Here is a 16,198-nt window from a genome sequence, read left to right as displayed (position 1 = left end):
TTATTTATTTGCTTTTATACACGAGTGTCCGTCCGTCCACCGCCCCATACTCTATCATCAGCTGACGGAAAGCGGCATAATCGGCCGGACGGATTATTTGTTTTTTCAGTTTCAGGCTCCGGACCACCCGCGTCTGTCCGCCTTCGGGGAGGATGGAAATGATTAGCGTGCCTACGGCGTTGTCTATCTTCTTCTCCATCGCCGGAGTAGCCAGCCGCATGCCCTCGGGAGTCTCTGCCAGATAGGTGAAAGTCTCGTCCGCCGCTCCGGGCAACAAAAGGTTGGAGGTGCGCCTGCTGTTATAGCGGACATACTGAGAATTGGCGAGGCTTCCCCGCTCTGCCGGGAGTGTGAAGACCAGATATCCGTCTTTGACTTTCGCCTTATCGGGCTGCAAGGTATATTCCTTATTGAGAACGGCGGACGGAAGATTCAGTTCAAACGGCTGTGTCAGCATGGCCACGTAGGCATGATCTTTCTGCCAGGAGACGGCGGAGGGGGTTTTGCCTTTCAGGGACAGGGCTTGCTGCCTGCCTCCGGCTTCGGTCCACACAAACAGTTCGCGGATGCTGCCCATCCCCAAAGATGCGGTGTTCGCGGACGGAACGCAGACCGCCCCGATCTCGGCTTTCAGGCCGGCAGCCCTCAGGACCGCAGCCAGCAGATTCGCTTTCTCGGCCTCGGTGGCGTAGGCCGAACGGAGCACCTCGGCAGTGGGACGGATGCGATAAGCGGTTTCGCTCAACGGGAGAGGTGAGTAATAAAGATTGTCGATCACATAGCTCTGTAAGGCTTTCACTTTCTCTTCATCGCTCTTCGTGCCGGCAGTCAGTTTTCCGGCAAGGGTGCGAAGCCGGGCATCCGCCTCCCGCTCCCACTGTGCGGAGAGGAACGCCATCGGTTTCTGTTCCGTCGTAGCGGTCAGCAAAGGCAGCTCACCGCCGATCACCGACACTTGCGGTTCGCGGCTGAGGGCAGGGAGGTTTTTCAGTACCCAGCTGACCTGCTTCATGCCTTCTTTCTCGGTGACGAGAGGTTTCGACTTCAGGTTGTCGAGTGCATATTCCAGCCGTTGTCCTTGGGGAACGGTAATGCTGATTTCGTACTCTTTCACCGGAGAAGACTGTTCCAACTGACGGCAGACGTTGATTTCCGGCAGATATCCGGGCTTGCTCGTGATGGAGTAATCCAGATAAACGGTAGCACCTAATTCCAGCCCGGTGTGCACCACTACCATCTCCCGCAGAGCGTTGAATGCCGGGGCATTGGCTGCCGCCGCAGGAAGAACTTCGACAAAAGCATTATCGGGTGTCTTCACGATGTTCCCGTCTTTCTGCCGGGTATACGATTCGTGGATCTCCAAGGTCTGATAACGGGGATCGTACGTAATGAACGACTCACCATAGGTGCGGTTCATGGCTGTATGGGTATACAGTGTCAGGACTTTCATGTGACGATAGACCTGCGAACCATCGGCCCGCAACGTCCAGCTTTCTTTTATTTTCTTGAATTCCGCTTCCTGACCGGCGACCGGAAGAACCAGCGCAAACAGGCAAAGGAGCAGAAGGGTATGTATTTTTGTCATGTGACGGCAATCTTTTTAAGGTTTAACAATCAAATAATCCGCGAAGCTCTTGTAGGCATTCACCGCCGAACGGAATCCTTCCCAGTCGGCAGCCCGGTATATGCGCTTCTTCAGGGCAAGTTTCTGCTTCAGCACCAGCTTGTTGCCATCCTGCCGCAACGACCCCTCAAAGTCGGCTGCCGGGCTGGTCCTCTGTTCGCTCCGCGACTGTCCCGCCAAGCGGTATCCCCGGGGTAAAGTAATCACCTCGTCCAGCTCCACCAGACGTGAACAAGCGTCACGGAAGCCATACCGGCGGGTTTCCAAATCGGTGTCGATGCGCAGGAACGAGAGAACACTGGTATAGAGATTGTTCATCACCATCGGTTTCAGCAACAGTTCGCCGTCGCCCGCAAGCGCATAATCGGGGATCTCGTAACGGAACGTGATGCGGATAGGTCCCGCCTGATAATCTTTCGGCGCACTTCCGTAATCTACTTTCAACATGCGGGCCCGGGGGGAAACACTGAGCAACTGGCTTTCCATCGTGCTTTGCCATTCGGTCTGCCATCCTTGGGTGAAGATGCGGCGGATGCTGCTGTCCGACTGTCCCTCGGCAGTGATCGAGAACGTGCCCCGCAGCGTTCCCTTCGCGTCCAGTTTATTTTCGGCGACGATGCGCACGTAATGGTTTTCGGGAGCCGACACGGGAGTCAGGCACAAATCGGAACCTCCCGGAATGCCCGGCAGATAGTTCTGTTGCTGTTCGGCGCTGCTCCACAGCTCGCGGCAGAACGGCACCCAGGTAGGATCGAGAGGGATATACATCCCATTCGCCAACTTCACCACTGCCACGCAATGGTTGAAATGATCGGCCGGAATGCTCTCGATGCGGCTTCCCGCCATCGTCATCGCCGGATAAGCCTCGAAACCTGCCATACGCAGGAAGGAGATCAGCGTGCCGGCAATATCCTTGCATACGCCGCAACGGTCGGTGTAGTTCATCTTCGTGTTGTGAAGCGTAAAGCCCTCCCCCTCGCCCATGCTGATACCGGCGTAGCGGATATTGTCGGCCACCCAATGCGTCAGCACGGCGATCTTTTCCATCTCCGTCTTTTTACCTTTTATGAGTTCGTTCACCTTCTGCTGCGCTTCGGGCAGGGCGTCGAAACTGCCGTATGCCTCGTTCAGGTCATGAAACCAGAGCGATTTATCTTCCCATCTCGGCGTGGAAGACATCATCAGCTTCGGAGCTTCATCAAAAAGATCGACCATGTTCGGTTCACGCCCGAAAGGGAGCACCTCGTTCTTGGCAAAGGTATACACCTTGCGTCCGTCTTCGTAACGCATCGACGAGGCGCAGGCCCCGTTATAGAACTGGAACTGGAGTTCCTTCTCCATCGGCATACTGACGGTGTACACTTTGCGCCGCGTAGGCTGGTCCACCCAGAAGGGAACGATGTCATAGAACTGTCCCCGCATGGGCGGGATGAATCGCGTGTCATCGTCCTCTCCCCCGGCCAGCAGGGCATAAGTGAATCCTTTTTTACTGATTTCGTAAGAGACGGTATCGCCCGGTTCCAGGCTTCCGAGTTCGATCATAATCTGGCGGGCTCCCCAGTAGATGGCCCGTGCGGGAGCGGCATAATCGCAGGTTTTCGTTACGTCCACCTGCACTGTTTCGCCATTGGCACGTTGCAAGGTGACCTGCTTGAAACGGGCAAATGCCGTCAGCGGATCGTAATCATACTTGATCACATGATTGTTTACTGCCCCTTTGGGGGTCTGCACTCTAAAGGACCGGTACACAGCGAAACTACCTGAGCCATTGGGCTCTACAGTCACCGCGGTACTGTCCAGCAGGGTCACGCAGTCTGCCTGGCTCCATGCATCCTGCCCGGCAGTCGGGAGGCACATCAGCAGCGAGAAGGTACAACATGAAGCTGCCCGGAGGACATTGCTTATTTTACGCATAGTTTATGAATTGAATAATTTGTGAATGGTTTTCATTATTTTCTGTCTGCAACAGACAAAAGTAGTACATCGATGGATAAAAACAAAAGGTATCAGGAGAAGTATTTGAAAATAAAGTATCGGACGGTAGAAGGGACGCTTTACATCTGTTCATTTTTAATACTAAAACCGAGAAAAGAAGGTTATAAAATTATATTACTAAAAACAAAAAAGAGGTGTTTTGACCCCTTAAAATCATCGCTTAAGCGATGATTTTTCATCGCTTAGGCGATGTTTCGTCATCGCCTAAGAAACGACATATCGACTCTCGGAAGAAATTTTCGCCAAAAAAGCTATTTGTAATAAAAAAGCCGCTGTTTCCAGCGGCTTATCTAAAGTTACATGTGAAATATTTTATACTGATTACGCAGTGGGATCGTCCACGATTTCACCGCTTGGATCCTTTTCTTTAATTACATCATTTGTATTGGTCATCAAAACACTCCGGGTCAGTGTGCATCGGCTTAATACCAAGTCAGCTTCTTCCTTAGAAGAAAAGCGCAGATTGATAGACTTTATCTGCGATGCTTTTGCCTCATCAAGTGTTTTTACTCCACTGCTGTTCACCGTCAGATTAAAAGAGCCCAAATGTGGAATTTCCACGCTCTGCCCGTCTTTCAGGAAATTGGTAATCGCTGCTCCCAACTTGGAAAGCACAGCCAGGCATAAGGCATCTTGAACTCCGGATATCTGACTCAGATAATTGACTAATGTTTCCTGATCTACCACGCCTCTGTTCTTCAAGACACAATAATATAGTTTTTCAGAATCTTTATTTGCCACATCACTATTTCGTAACGCCAAGTTATAGTATAGTCCACCCATGATTTTAAGATTTTAGAAAGGTTGTTAATAGAAAATTGTTAATGTCCTCCAAAGGTATTTAGTTAAATTTAAAAAAGCAATTCTTTTCTTTGTTTTTTTTTAAGAACCGGGCAAAAAAGAGGATTGCCCGGATTCACATCCAGGCAATCGGCAAACAATAGAATCATTAATTTGAAGAAGGTTCAAATTAAATCTTAAAACTTAAATCCGTCACCTGGATTCACATCTTAGTAGCGGTAATATTATGAAAAAAAAAAAAAATTAAACTATATCTGCTTTTGATATGTATAAAGTGTTATCTGTTTCTTTTTCTTAGACGGAGGACCTCTGTTTCAACAATCGTTTTTATTTGCAGAAAACAGATTCCTTAAATCTTTAACAAAGGTATTTTATTCAAACTGGAAAAGCAACTCTTTTCCTTCTTTTTTTAAGAACCGGCAAAAAAAAGATTGCCCGGATTCGCATCCGGCCAATCTGCAATATTAACTTAAATCTATTGTCATGCTCAGATCGCTATCTGAACCAGTCTATAAAAAGTAAATTACTTGGATTCACATCTTAGCAATATTACTGGCTATGAAAAATGTGTTATTAAAGCACGTACAAAGGTATCCTGTTCGAGCCGGGAAAGCAACTCTTTTCTTTCTTTTTTTTTAAAACCGGCAAAAAAAAAGATTGCCCGGATTCACATCCGGACAATCCCAACATTAACACAAATTAAAATCACAATCGGATTTTCATCCGAGTAAATAAAATAAAACGTGCATCACCTGGATTCACATCTTAGCAATGCTACAATGAAAAAAAAATTATCTTAGCGCTTCCACCTCGTCCGGTGTCAGCGGAATCTTCTTTCCTAAACGGCGGGCCCCCGTTTCCGTAATCAGATAATCCTCTTCGTTACGAATGCCCCCGAAGTCCTTGTACGTCTCCACTTTATCGTAATTGATAAAGTCGGTAAACTTCTTCTGTCCCTTCCACAAGTCTATCAGTTCGGGGATGAAATAAATACCCGGCTCAACGGTATGCACAAAGCCCGGTTCCAACGGTATGGCGAGACGCTGCGACTTACGGCCGAACTGCGTGCTCTTGGGCTGTCCGTTGTAGCCCACCCAGAGTTCGCCCAGGTTCTCCATATCGTGCACGTCGAGCCCCATCATGTGCCCTAATCCGTGAGGATAGAACAGGGCATGCGCACCTTCACGTACGGCGTCTTCGGCATTTCCCTTCATCAGTCCGAGTCCTTTCAGGCCTTCGACCATCACGCGTGCCGACAAATCGTACACGTCCATATAAGGAATGCCCGGACGGAGTGCTTTCACCGACTCCAGATGCATGGCATTCTGTATCTCGTAAACCTCGCGCTGCCGCTGCGTGAACTTCTTATCGGCAGGGATGGTGGACGACATGTCGCCGGCATATCCCATCTCCGTCTCGGCACCGGCATCGATCAGGAACAGATCGCCCGGCTTCACCGTGTTGCCATGATAGTGGTTGTGAAGTGTCTGTCCGTTCACCGTAGCGATGGTAGCGAACGAAAGTTCGGCTTCATTGGCCTGCGCCACGGCTTGCATGGCAGCTGCTATTTCACACTCCACCATCCCGGGGCGCAGCATCTGCATGGCAATAAGGTGCATATCTGCCGTGATGTCACAAGCCTTCTCGATTTCGACAACCTCCTCGGCCGACTTGTAACTCCGCTGCGCGATCACCGCGCGGATAAAGGGTACCGACCCTTCCTGGCGTGCGGGAGGCACTCCCAGCCAGTCCATCAGTTTCAGCTTATGCTCGGCACGGTAAGGAGGCAGGTAATGGATGGCCTGGCCCTTTTGCACCGCCTTGTGCAGATAGCCGATGATGTCCGCCGAAGGCATGGTGATGCTGACTCCCACCCGCTGGCTCTTCTCCTTCAGCGTCGGCTGTGTACCCATCCACACGATGTGATCGATGGTAAGCTCGTCGCCAAATATAATTTCCTTATCTTCATCAATGTCGATTATAGCAGAAAGTCCGGCAAACGAAAGGCCGAAGTAATAAAGAAAGGTGGAATCCTGACGATAGCGGAACGTATTGTCCTCGTAGTTCAACCCGCACTCGTCGTTACCCAAAAACAACAATACTCCGGAGCCTAATGTTTTTTTCAGCAGGGCTCTGCGCTGCATATATGTCTCTTTGCTGAACATAATGGTATGTATTTAAGTTATGAAGGCAAAGATATAAACAAAGGATGAATTGGCAAAGAAGATGGAAAGCTTTAATTCCGCCGCCTTCTCCGCCCGTTTCCTCCTTTAACTCCTTTTATCGGATAAATCATTTCGCTATATCGAACAATTCATTACTTTTGTAGCGAGAAACAAAAAAAACGTAAAGCATTCAACGTATGGCACAAGGTTCCCGTCAGATACAATCGCAGGCGCAGCAGCAGATACAAACGCTCTCACCGCAGCAAATTCTGGTAGTGAAGCTACTGGAGCTACCGGCTGTGGAACTGGAAGACCGTGTACATGCCGAACTGCTGGAGAATCCCGCCCTTGAAGAAGGCAAAGAAGAAAACGCCTCCGACGAAATCACCCCTGCCGAAACCGCCGAAGGGGAAGCAGAAGGCGATACGGACTATGATTCTCTGAGCGACTATCTGACCGAAGATGACATCCCCGACTATAAACTCCAGGAAAACAACCGCTCCAAAGGCGAGCAGGCGGAAGAGATCCCATTCTCGGACGCCACGTCATTCTACGAAATCCTGAGAGAGCAACTGGGCGAACGCGACCTGACCGAACATCAGCGCGAACTGGCAGAATACCTGATCGGTTCGCTGGACGATGACGGCCTGCTCCGCAAGTCGCTCGAAAGCATCGGCGACGAACTGGCCATCTATGCCGGCATCAACGCGACGGAAGAAGAACTGGAACAAGCCCTGAAAATCGTACAGGACTTCGACCCTCCCGGCCTCGGCGCACGCAGCCTGCAAGAATGCCTGCTGATCCAGATCCGCCGGAAAAAACAACCGCATACCGCGGACCCCCTGTTAGCAACGGAAGAAGAGATCATCAGCGAGTGCTACGAAGAATTCACCCGGAAGCATTGGGAGAAGATCATCAGGAAGCTCGGACTGGACGAAGAGTACTTCTACAAGGCACTCGAAGAGATCACCAAGCTCAATCCGCGCCCGGGTGCGTCATTGGGTGAAGCCATCGGACGGAACCTGCAACAGATCGTCCCCGACTTCATCGTCGATACCTACGACGACGGAACCATCAACATCAGCCTCAACAACCGGAACCTGCCGGAACTGCGCATGAGCCGCGACTTCACCGAGATGGTGGAGGAACATACGAAGAACAAGGCCAACCAGTCCAAAGAATCGAAAGAGGCCATGATGTTCCTCAAACAGAAGATGGATGCCGCGCAAGGCTTCATCGACGCGGTGAAGCAACGCCAGAATACGCTGATGACCACCATGCAGGCCATCATCGACCTGCAACGCCCCTTCTTCCTCGAAGGCGACGAGTCGCTGCTCCGCCCGATGATCCTCAAAGACGTGGCCGAACGTACGGGACTCGACATATCGACCATCTCGCGCGTGAGCAACAGCAAATATGTACAGACCAACTACGGCATCTATCCCCTGAAGTTCTTCTTCAGCGACGGATATACCACCGGAGACGGCGAAGAGATGTCGGTACGTGAGATACGGAAAATCCTCAAAGAATGCATCGACGGCGAGGACAAAAAGAAACCGCTGACCGACGATGAACTGGCCGAAATACTGAAAGAAAAAGGATACCCCATCGCACGCCGGACGGTGGCCAAGTACCGCCAGCAACTCAACATCCCGGTGGCGAGACTGAGAAAATAAAAAAGCATAATCAAAAAGAACAAAACCCAATGGCTGAAGAAGAGAAGACAGAGCAACATATCATAGCTGACAGGACACTGATCCGTACGGCCAAAATCATTTCGGGAATACTGACTCCATTCTCTATCCCCTTTCTGGCCTTCCTCGTATTGTTCCTGTTCTCTTACCTGCGCATCATGCCGTTGCAGTACAAACTCATCGTATTGGGCATTGTCTACTGCTTCACCATCCTGATGCCCACCATGACCATCTTCCTGTTCCGCAAAGTGAACGGCTTTGCCCGCCAGGACCTGAGCGACCGCAAGAAACGCTATGTGCCGATCCTGCTCACCATCATCTCCTACGTCTTCTGCCTGATGATGATGCACAAACTGAACATCCCCTGGTATATGACAGGCATCATACTGGCCTCGCTGGTCGTGCTGGTCATCTGCATCTTTGTCAACCTGAAGTGGAAGCTGAGTGAACACATGGCAGGCATGGGCGGTATCGTAGGCGGACTGGTCTCGTTCAGTGCGCTCTTCAGCTACAACCCGGTGTGGTGGCTCTGCCTCTTCATCCTCATAGCAGGGATATTAGGCTCGGCACGCATCATCCTGCAACATCACACGCTGGGCGAAGTCCTTGCCGGCTTTACCGTCGGTTTCGTCTGCTCGCTGCTGGTGCTCCACCCGCTCAGCAACGTATTGTTCCGTATATTTTTATTTTAAACATAGTATCAATCCTAAAAACTAATCATTATGAACTTCCCACAGAATGTAAAGTACACCAACGAACATGAATGGATCCGCCTTGAGGGCGACACAGCTTATGTAGGTATCACCGACTATGCACAGGAACAACTGGGCGACATCGTATTTGTCGACATTCCTACCGAAGGTGAAACCCTGGAAGCCAACGAAGTGTTCGGTACCATCGAAGTAGTAAAGACCATCTCCGACCTCTTCCTGCCCGTTGCAGGCGAAGTACTGGAACAAAACCCCGCACTGGAAGAAAACCCCGAGCTGGTGAATAAAGACCCATACGGCGAAGGCTGGCTCATCAAAATGAAACCTGCCAATGCTGCCGACCTTGACAACCTGCTGAATGCAGAAAGTTACAAGGCATTGGTGAACGAATAAAGATTTAAAGCAGAGACGAATCGGGTTCACCACAGATTACACAGATTAACACAGAACTTTTAATCTTAAATATTAACGAGATAAATCAGAATCTGTGCCAATCTGTGTAATCTGTGGTGAACCTCTAAGCCATGCAAGTCTAAAGAAAGAAAACATTTAGCGTATAATTAAAACAATATGACCCCAATTGTAAGCATCATCATGGGTAGCACTTCCGACCTTCCAGTTATGGAGAAGGCCGCTCAGTTGCTCAATGACCTTCACGTGCCGTTCGAAATGAACGCGCTTTCGGCTCACCGCACTCCCGAAGCTGTGGAAGAGTTTGCCAAGAATGCCCGCTCACGCGGCATTAAAGTAATAATCGCCGCTGCCGGCATGGCCGCCCACCTGCCGGGCGTGATTGCCGCCTCCACCTCGCTGCCGGTAATCGGTGTACCTATCAAGTCGTCTCTCGACGGAATGGATGCGCTTCTGGCCATCGTACAGATGCCTCCGGGAATCCCTGTGGCAACCGTAGGCATCAACGGAGCATTGAACGCTGCCATCCTTGCCGTACAAATGCTTTCATTGGAAAACAAAGAACTCGAAACGAAATTCATTGCCTATAAGGAGGGGCTGAAAAAGAAGATCGTAAAAGCTAATGAAGAGCTGAAAGAGATCAAATACGAGTTTAAAACAAACTGAGAAGATTTATGACGGACGATTTACCGTTTACGGTTACGGGAGAAGGCGGAACTCTTTTCACCACAGATTACACAGATTTTCACAAATTATCAATATGGATAATCAATGGTTTAAATTCACTCAGTGTTACTCTGTGTCCTCTGTGGTGAGTTTCGACACTCCTCTCGTAAGCAGTAAATCGTCCGGTCGTAAAGCGACTCCAATTACATACAACAAAATGGATTTATTCAACTACTCCCGGCGGGAAACTTCGGAAGTGAACATCGGGGCTGCTCCGTTGGGAGGCTCCAACCCTATCCGAATCCAGTCGATGACCAATACCGCCACGCAGGACACCGAAGCTTGTGTGGCTCAGGCAAAGCGCATCGTAGATGCCGGCGGAGAGTACGTCCGCCTCACCACACAAGGGGTGAAAGAAGCCGAAAACCTGATGAACATCAACATCGGACTGCGCAGTGACGGATACATGGTTCCGCTTGTGGCCGATGTACACTTCAGCCCGAAGGTAGCCGACGTGGCAGCCCGATATGCGGAGAAAGTACGCATCAATCCGGGCAACTACGTAGACCCGGGACGCACGTTCAAGCAACTGGAATACACCGACGAGGAGTATGCCGCCGAACTGCAGAAGATACGCGACCGCTTCGTTCCCTTCCTCAATATCTGCAAAGAAAATCATACGGCCATACGCATCGGCGTGAACCACGGTTCACTGTCCGACCGCATCATGTCCCGCTATGGCGACACACCCGAAGGTATGGTAGAGTCGTGCATGGAATTCCTGCGCATCTGCGTGGACGAGAAGTTCACGGATGTCGTAATCTCGATCAAGGCCTCCAACACAGTGGTAATGGTGAAAACCGTACGCTTGCTGGTGGCCGTGATGGAACAGGAAGGCATGGCATTCCCGCTTCACCTGGGTGTGACGGAAGCTGGCGACGGAGAAGACGGACGCATCAAATCGGCCTTGGGCATCGGTGCTTTATTGTCCGACGGAATGGGCGACACCATCCGCGTCTCACTGAGTGAGGAGCCGGAAGCCGAAATTCCCGTGGCACGCAAACTGGTCGACTACATCGTTGGGAGACAGGATCACCCATACATCCCCGGCATGGAGGCACCGGACTTCAACTACCTCTCTCCGACGAGGCGCAAAACGCAACCGGTGCGGAACATTGGCGGCGACCATCTGCCGGTAGTGCTTGCCGACCGCATGGACGGACGGACGGAGACCAACCCGCAATTCACGCCGGATTATATCTACGCCGGACGTGAACTGCCCGAACAGCCGGAAAAAGGTATGCAATACATCCTCGACGCCGACGTGTGGAAAGAAGAACCGGACACGTGGCCCGCTTTCAATTATGCCCAACTGGAGCTGATGGAAACGTGCGCCGCCGGACTGAAGTTCTTCTTCATTCCTTATATGGCACTTACGGACGAGGTAGTGGCCTGCCTGAAACGACATCCCGAAGTAGTGGTGATCTCGCAAAGCAACCACCCTAACCGCGTAGGCGAACATCGTGCGCTGGCCCATCAACTGACGGTGGAAGGGTTGCAGAACCCGGTCATCTTCTTCCAGCACTACTCCGAAAATGCAGCCGAAGATCTGCAAATCAAGGCCGGTGCGGACATGGGAGCACTGATATTCGACGGTCTGTGTGACGGCATTTATCTCTTTAACCAAGGGGAACTGAGCCATGCGGTGATCGACGCTACCGCCTTCGGCATCCTGCAAGCGGGACGCATCCGCACCAGCAAGACGGAGTATATCTCTTGCCCGGGATGCGGACGGACACTGTTCAACCTGCAAAGTACGATTGCCCGTGTCAAAGCAGCCACCTCACACCTGAAGGGACTGAAAATAGGCATCATGGGATGTATCGTCAACGGACCCGGTGAGATGGCGGATGCCGACTATGGCTACGTGGGTGCCGGCCGTGGCAAGGTAAGCCTTTACAAACGGAAGGAGTGCATCGAGAAGAATATTCCCGAAGAAGAAGCCGTGGAAAAACTGATCGAACTGATTAAGGCAAACGGTGACTACGAAGAGAAGGCTTAATCCTGATCGTCTCCCAAAGAAGACAGTTAGTCCCGCCGACGAATAAGTAATCAACAGAAAGAAAGCACCACGGATTAAGAAAGGGTGAGCTCCTGGCACCTTACTTCTTTCGGCTGGCAAAGAGCCACTCCATGAATCCGGGATAGTTGAAAGCCGGATTCCAGCTGCCGTGATTGCAACCGGGAAACTCGACGTATTCCACCTCTGCTCCAAGTTTCTTCAACGCTTTATAAGCCTCGCGAGAGCCTTCTACCGGCACTACGTTATCGGCATCCCCATGGAAAATGCGGAAACGGACACTCACGGCATCGGCCAGGCGTCCGGGATTCACCGTGCCGCAAATGGGGACGGCGGCGGCGAATGTATCCGGAAAGCGGATGGCAAGGTCGTACGTCGCCATGCCTCCCATAGAAAGACCCACTACGTAAACGCAGTCACGATCCACCGAAGGCAAATCGAGGTAAGTGTCCAGCAATTCTTTTACCGCACGCAAGACGGGAGTAATCTCCTGTCCCACCGGCATCTCCGAAGGAACGAACGAAGAAGGGCGGGAGGCGTATGCCCAGTAATCCTTCTCCGGACATTGAGGCACGAGGACAAATGCCGGATACTTCTCACGGTTCACGGGGTTGAGAAACATCTGTCCACCGTGTGTCAATTGTTTCTCGTTGTCGCTCCCCCGCTCGCCGGCACCGTGCAGAAAGAGCACCAAAGGATATTGCTGCCCCGGCTTTTCCGACTCCGGACGAAGCAAACGGTAGTTCAGCGAATCTCCCCGGGAGGAGATGAATACTTTTTTCTGATACGCCTCTTGCGAACGGGCACCCACGGTCAGCAGGAAGAGACTGAGGAAGAAAAGAACAAACTGTTTCATGGCTATTCGGGATTATTCTACATATTGGGGTTCGGAGGGTAAAGATACACCATTTTCATTAAAGGCCTCCACGGCGAAATAATAATCCTGGTCGGTGGTCAGAGATTTCATGAGCAACTCGGTGCCGTCGTATACCATCCACGAACTGTACAACTTATCGGGAGCGATGCCCCAGAGCACATTGTACCCCTGCGCACCTTTCACCGGTTCCCAACGGATGGTGATGTCCCGCCGGTCGGCATGCCGGTCAAGGGTCAGTTTGCCGGGACGGCGGGGAGCTTTGCCGGAGCCGAGGCCGAATACGCGCAACTCGGAGATAGCCAGATTCGGAGTGGGTACGTCGATGTTCCTATACCGGACGTAACGCACCGTGGCCGGAGTCTCAAGCTCCACATAGTCATTCGGTGTGTCCTTATAACTGCTTTTGCGGTCAACCAGCGTATTCCAGGTCTCTCCGTCGGTAGAACCCTCGATAACGTAGCGATGGCGCAAGCCGGGAATCCGGCCGTACATATCGCTCTGATAGTCGTGATAGTTCACCTGCACGGCACAAACGCGGGCAGGGTTCTCCAGATCGATCATCACCCACTGACGTTCATCGTTCGCCTCAGCAAGCCAGAAGGTCTTGGTCAGCTCGTCCGTCAGCGCAGCAGGTCCGAATCCGCCTTTCACGGCAGACGCTGTCACCGGTTTGCGGTAAGACAGGAGCATCCATCCCCGGAACCGTCCCCTCTTGCCGGGCACAGCGGGGGCATAACGTGGATAATCTCCGAAACGGGTATCTACGTACATGATGCCGTCTTTATCGAATCCGGCAGGAAACATGCAGAGGCGGCGTTCCCAGTTGACATTGATGGAAAGGGCCATCGAAGCAAAATGCCAGTACGCTCCGCCGGGGCCCTGGACCGTGCTTCCGTGTCCGGCACCGTTCATGTATCCGCCCGGTTTATACGACACGGGGTTGTGTTTCTGATAGGTGTAAGGCCCCATCGGATGATCGGCTACATAAACGCCGTCGGCATAGACATTGAACTCAGTGCCGGGAGCACCGTACTGCATATAATATCTCCCGTTGTGCTTGGTCAGCCACGGACCTTCGATATAACCTCCCAGAACCGTGTCGCTGTGGTTCTCGCCGAAACGTTCCCAACCGTGGCGGGGCATGTCGAGGTTGAAAAGCTCTTTCACCTCTCCTTTGGGAAGAAAGCGGTGATTCTTGTCCAACTCCACTCCCCGGATGGGATAGATATTGGACGATCCCCAGAACATATAGGCCTGACCGTCATCGTCGATAAACAGGTCCGGGTCCTGCAGGTTATGCAAGATGGCGGGGGTGGCTTTCCATTCTCCCCGCTTCGGGTCGTCGGAGTAAAGGATACTCATCGAACCGGACGGATCGCCGGTGACGTAGAGCACAGAGTCTTTGTAGTTATGGGCGGCGGGGGCGTTGCTTCCCTGCGGATACCAGTTTTTGGGAGTGATAAAGTCCCAGTTCAGCAGATCCTTAGAATGCCAGTAGCCATTGGAGCGGGTGACGAACATATAGTATTCGCCGCGGAACCTGACCACCGCCGGATCGGCACCGGAACGGTAAGAGATGTCCTTGTCGGAGTTATAGATCATATATGTATAATCTATGTTCAGCGGATTGCAGTAGGTATCCTGCCGCATATCCTGTGCGGGAGCAAGAGCCGGGGACAGGAAGAAGAGTAAAAGGAGAAATAGCTGTTTCATGGTTGTAACGGTATGTTTTCACCACAGAGTAACACAGAGTCTCACAGAGAAGTTTTTTCTTTTTAGAAATCCCATTAATAAAAAATCAAAACTCTGTGAGACTCTGTGTTACTCCGTGGTGAACCTTTATCTTATTTATTTTGATTCTGAACTGAACCCCAGTCTCTTCAGCCCTCTCTGCACATCGGGATGGCTCATGAACAGTTTCCAGATCAGCCCCGTGCGGTAATTCTCAATCATCACCACAATAGGGCCCTGGTCGATGGCCAGATAAGAAGGTGCAAACCAGTTCTCGGTCAGGTTGAAGGCATCCTTGAAGCCGTATTCTCCCCAAAGGCGGTCGCCCAGCTCTTCGTAAAAGTAACGCATAGCTTCCAGAGAATGTTCCGGGGTATAAGGAATAGAAGAGATGGCCGCGGTCGGAGTGATCACTCCCAGATCGTTCTGCGGGCAATGCGCCGAGTAGCCCAGATGGTTGTCACTTGCCGTCAGTCCCCAGCATTTGCGGCTGTATCCTTTGTACTTCCTCGGGTTGTCGATGCAATAGGCACGGTTGATCAGGGTATGCGCCTTCATCTGCTCACCGTAGTCGGCATAGCGGTCTTTAAGCCCGCGCGGGTCGAGTCCGAGGTAAGAGTAATGGGTGAAGAAGAGCGGTCCGCCAAAGTCGGTGCCCAGCGGCAGACGGATGCCGTAGAACTCCTTGCCGTTCTTAAAGGTGATCGAGTTGGCCCATCCTTTATGATAGACCGATTCGCGGATGGGATAAGTAGGTGAAGAGGCAGCCAGCACATAGGCTATGTGGCACTCGTTCTGCCCTTTCAGCTGATGATTCATTGCCCAGCCGTTATTGGGTGACCAGTGCCAGTAGAGTACATCTTCACCTCCACGGGTGAACCAGTCCCACTCGGCCTGATGCCAGAGGGAGTTGATGAGTCCCCGCACCCGGTTTTCAGTGGGAGTATCCCGGTCGAAGTACTGATGGGCTGCCAGCAGTCCTTCGAACATGAAGGCGGATTCTACCAGGTCGGCACCATCATCCTTACGGCTGAAGGGGATTGTCTTTCCGGTTGCACCGTCCATCCAATGTGCCCAGATGCCGTGATAGCTGTCGGCTTTGTTGAGGAACTCTACTATCTTGAGCAGACGTTCTGCTCCTTGCTCACGGGTGATGAAGCCGCGCTCCACTCCGACTATAATTGCCATCACGCCAAAGCCGGAACCGCCGATCGTCGCAACTTCCAGACGGTCGTTGCTGCGCTCACGCGCCAGGCCGGATTCGGGATGGGCAAAATCCCAGAAATAACGGAAGGTTTGTTTCTGGACAAGGGTCATCAACTCGTCGTCAGTCAGTTTCGGACGATTGCCTGCAACGGTGATCTGCAACGAGGAGGCACAGATCAGAAGAAGAAATAATAGGGTATGTTTCATAATGTTTCAAAATCTTATCCCCCGGCCCCTT

General features: G+C 51.7%; 12 protein-coding genes. 5 read left to right on the top strand and 7 right to left on the bottom strand.

Annotated features, from left to right (window positions below; translation table 11 throughout):
• Positions 1-4: 4 nt before the first annotated feature.
• From ISX59_RS18640 to ISX59_RS18625, 4 genes are all read right to left on the bottom strand, one after another.
• Entirely contained in the window at positions 5-1,585 is a 1,581-nt protein-coding gene (locus tag ISX59_RS18640) for a DUF3857 domain-containing protein (RefSeq protein WP_220576146.1), read from the bottom strand.
• Positions 1,586-1,600: 15 nt separating this feature from the next.
• Positions 1,601-3,538 carry a DUF3857 domain-containing protein gene (locus ISX59_RS18635; protein WP_122330448.1) on the bottom strand — a complete coding sequence of 646 codons (1,938 nt, stop codon included), beginning with the start codon at positions 3,536-3,538 and terminating at the stop codon, positions 1,601-1,603.
• Between the two features lie 402 nt (positions 3,539-3,940).
• On the bottom strand, positions 3,941-4,402 hold the full coding sequence (locus ISX59_RS18630) for a DNA-binding protein (RefSeq protein WP_122330447.1): 462 nt from the start codon (positions 4,400-4,402) through the stop codon (positions 3,941-3,943).
• Positions 4,403-5,211: 809 nt separating this feature from the next.
• Complete coding sequence (locus ISX59_RS18625) at positions 5,212-6,585, bottom strand: aminopeptidase P family protein (RefSeq protein ID WP_005811625.1); 1,374 nt, start codon at positions 6,583-6,585, stop codon at positions 5,212-5,214.
• 197 nt (positions 6,586-6,782) lie between these two features.
• On the opposite strand from ISX59_RS18625, the gene rpoN reads away from it, so the two are divergent.
• The 5 genes from rpoN (at position 6,783) to ISX59_RS18600 (ending at position 12,128) form a co-directional block, all read left to right on the top strand.
• Positions 6,783-8,261 carry an RNA polymerase factor sigma-54 gene (rpoN, locus tag ISX59_RS18620; protein WP_175636620.1) on the top strand — a complete coding sequence of 493 codons (1,479 nt, stop codon included), beginning with the start codon at positions 6,783-6,785 and terminating at the stop codon, positions 8,259-8,261.
• 29 nt (positions 8,262-8,290) lie between these two features.
• Positions 8,291-8,971: a hypothetical protein gene (locus tag ISX59_RS18615; RefSeq protein WP_220576145.1), complete on the top strand. Its 681-nt coding sequence runs from the start codon at positions 8,291-8,293 to the stop codon at positions 8,969-8,971.
• Between the two features lie 30 nt (positions 8,972-9,001).
• Positions 9,002-9,382: a glycine cleavage system protein GcvH gene (gene gcvH / locus ISX59_RS18610; RefSeq protein ID WP_005781967.1), complete on the top strand. Its 381-nt coding sequence runs from the start codon at positions 9,002-9,004 to the stop codon at positions 9,380-9,382.
• 177 nt (positions 9,383-9,559) lie between these two features.
• Positions 9,560-10,066 (top strand): 5-(carboxyamino)imidazole ribonucleotide mutase, encoded by a 507-nt coding sequence (gene purE, locus ISX59_RS18605; RefSeq protein ID WP_005781966.1) that lies wholly within the window; start codon positions 9,560-9,562, stop codon positions 10,064-10,066.
• 217 nt (positions 10,067-10,283) lie between these two features.
• Positions 10,284-12,128 (top strand): 4-hydroxy-3-methylbut-2-en-1-yl diphosphate synthase, encoded by a 1,845-nt coding sequence (locus tag ISX59_RS18600; protein ID WP_032539168.1) that lies wholly within the window; start codon positions 10,284-10,286, stop codon positions 12,126-12,128.
• A gap of 100 nt (positions 12,129-12,228) precedes the next feature.
• On the opposite strand, the gene ISX59_RS18595 is transcribed toward ISX59_RS18600, so the two are convergent.
• From ISX59_RS18595 to ISX59_RS18585, 3 genes are all read right to left on the bottom strand, one after another.
• Positions 12,229-13,002, bottom strand: coding sequence for a dienelactone hydrolase family protein (locus ISX59_RS18595; protein WP_220576144.1), 774 nt, complete (start codon positions 13,000-13,002; stop codon positions 12,229-12,231).
• Positions 13,003-13,014: 12 nt separating this feature from the next.
• The gene (locus tag ISX59_RS18590) at positions 13,015-14,736 is read right to left on the bottom strand and encodes a family 43 glycosylhydrolase (RefSeq protein WP_032539166.1); all 1,722 of its coding nucleotides are present in this window, start codon (positions 14,734-14,736) and stop codon (positions 13,015-13,017) included.
• A gap of 135 nt (positions 14,737-14,871) precedes the next feature.
• Positions 14,872-16,167 (bottom strand): glucoamylase family protein, encoded by a 1,296-nt coding sequence (locus ISX59_RS18585; RefSeq protein ID WP_032539165.1) that lies wholly within the window; start codon positions 16,165-16,167, stop codon positions 14,872-14,874.
• Positions 16,168-16,198: the final 31 nt, after the last annotated feature.

The sequence above is a fragment of the Bacteroides sp. FSHCM14E1 genome (genome assembly GCF_019633785.1).
Taxonomy (GTDB): Bacteria; Bacteroidota; Bacteroidia; order Bacteroidales; family Bacteroidaceae; genus Bacteroides; species Bacteroides hominis.
The sequence above is the reverse complement of the archived record's forward strand: the minus strand, read 5'-3'. Positions and strand labels throughout refer to the sequence as shown.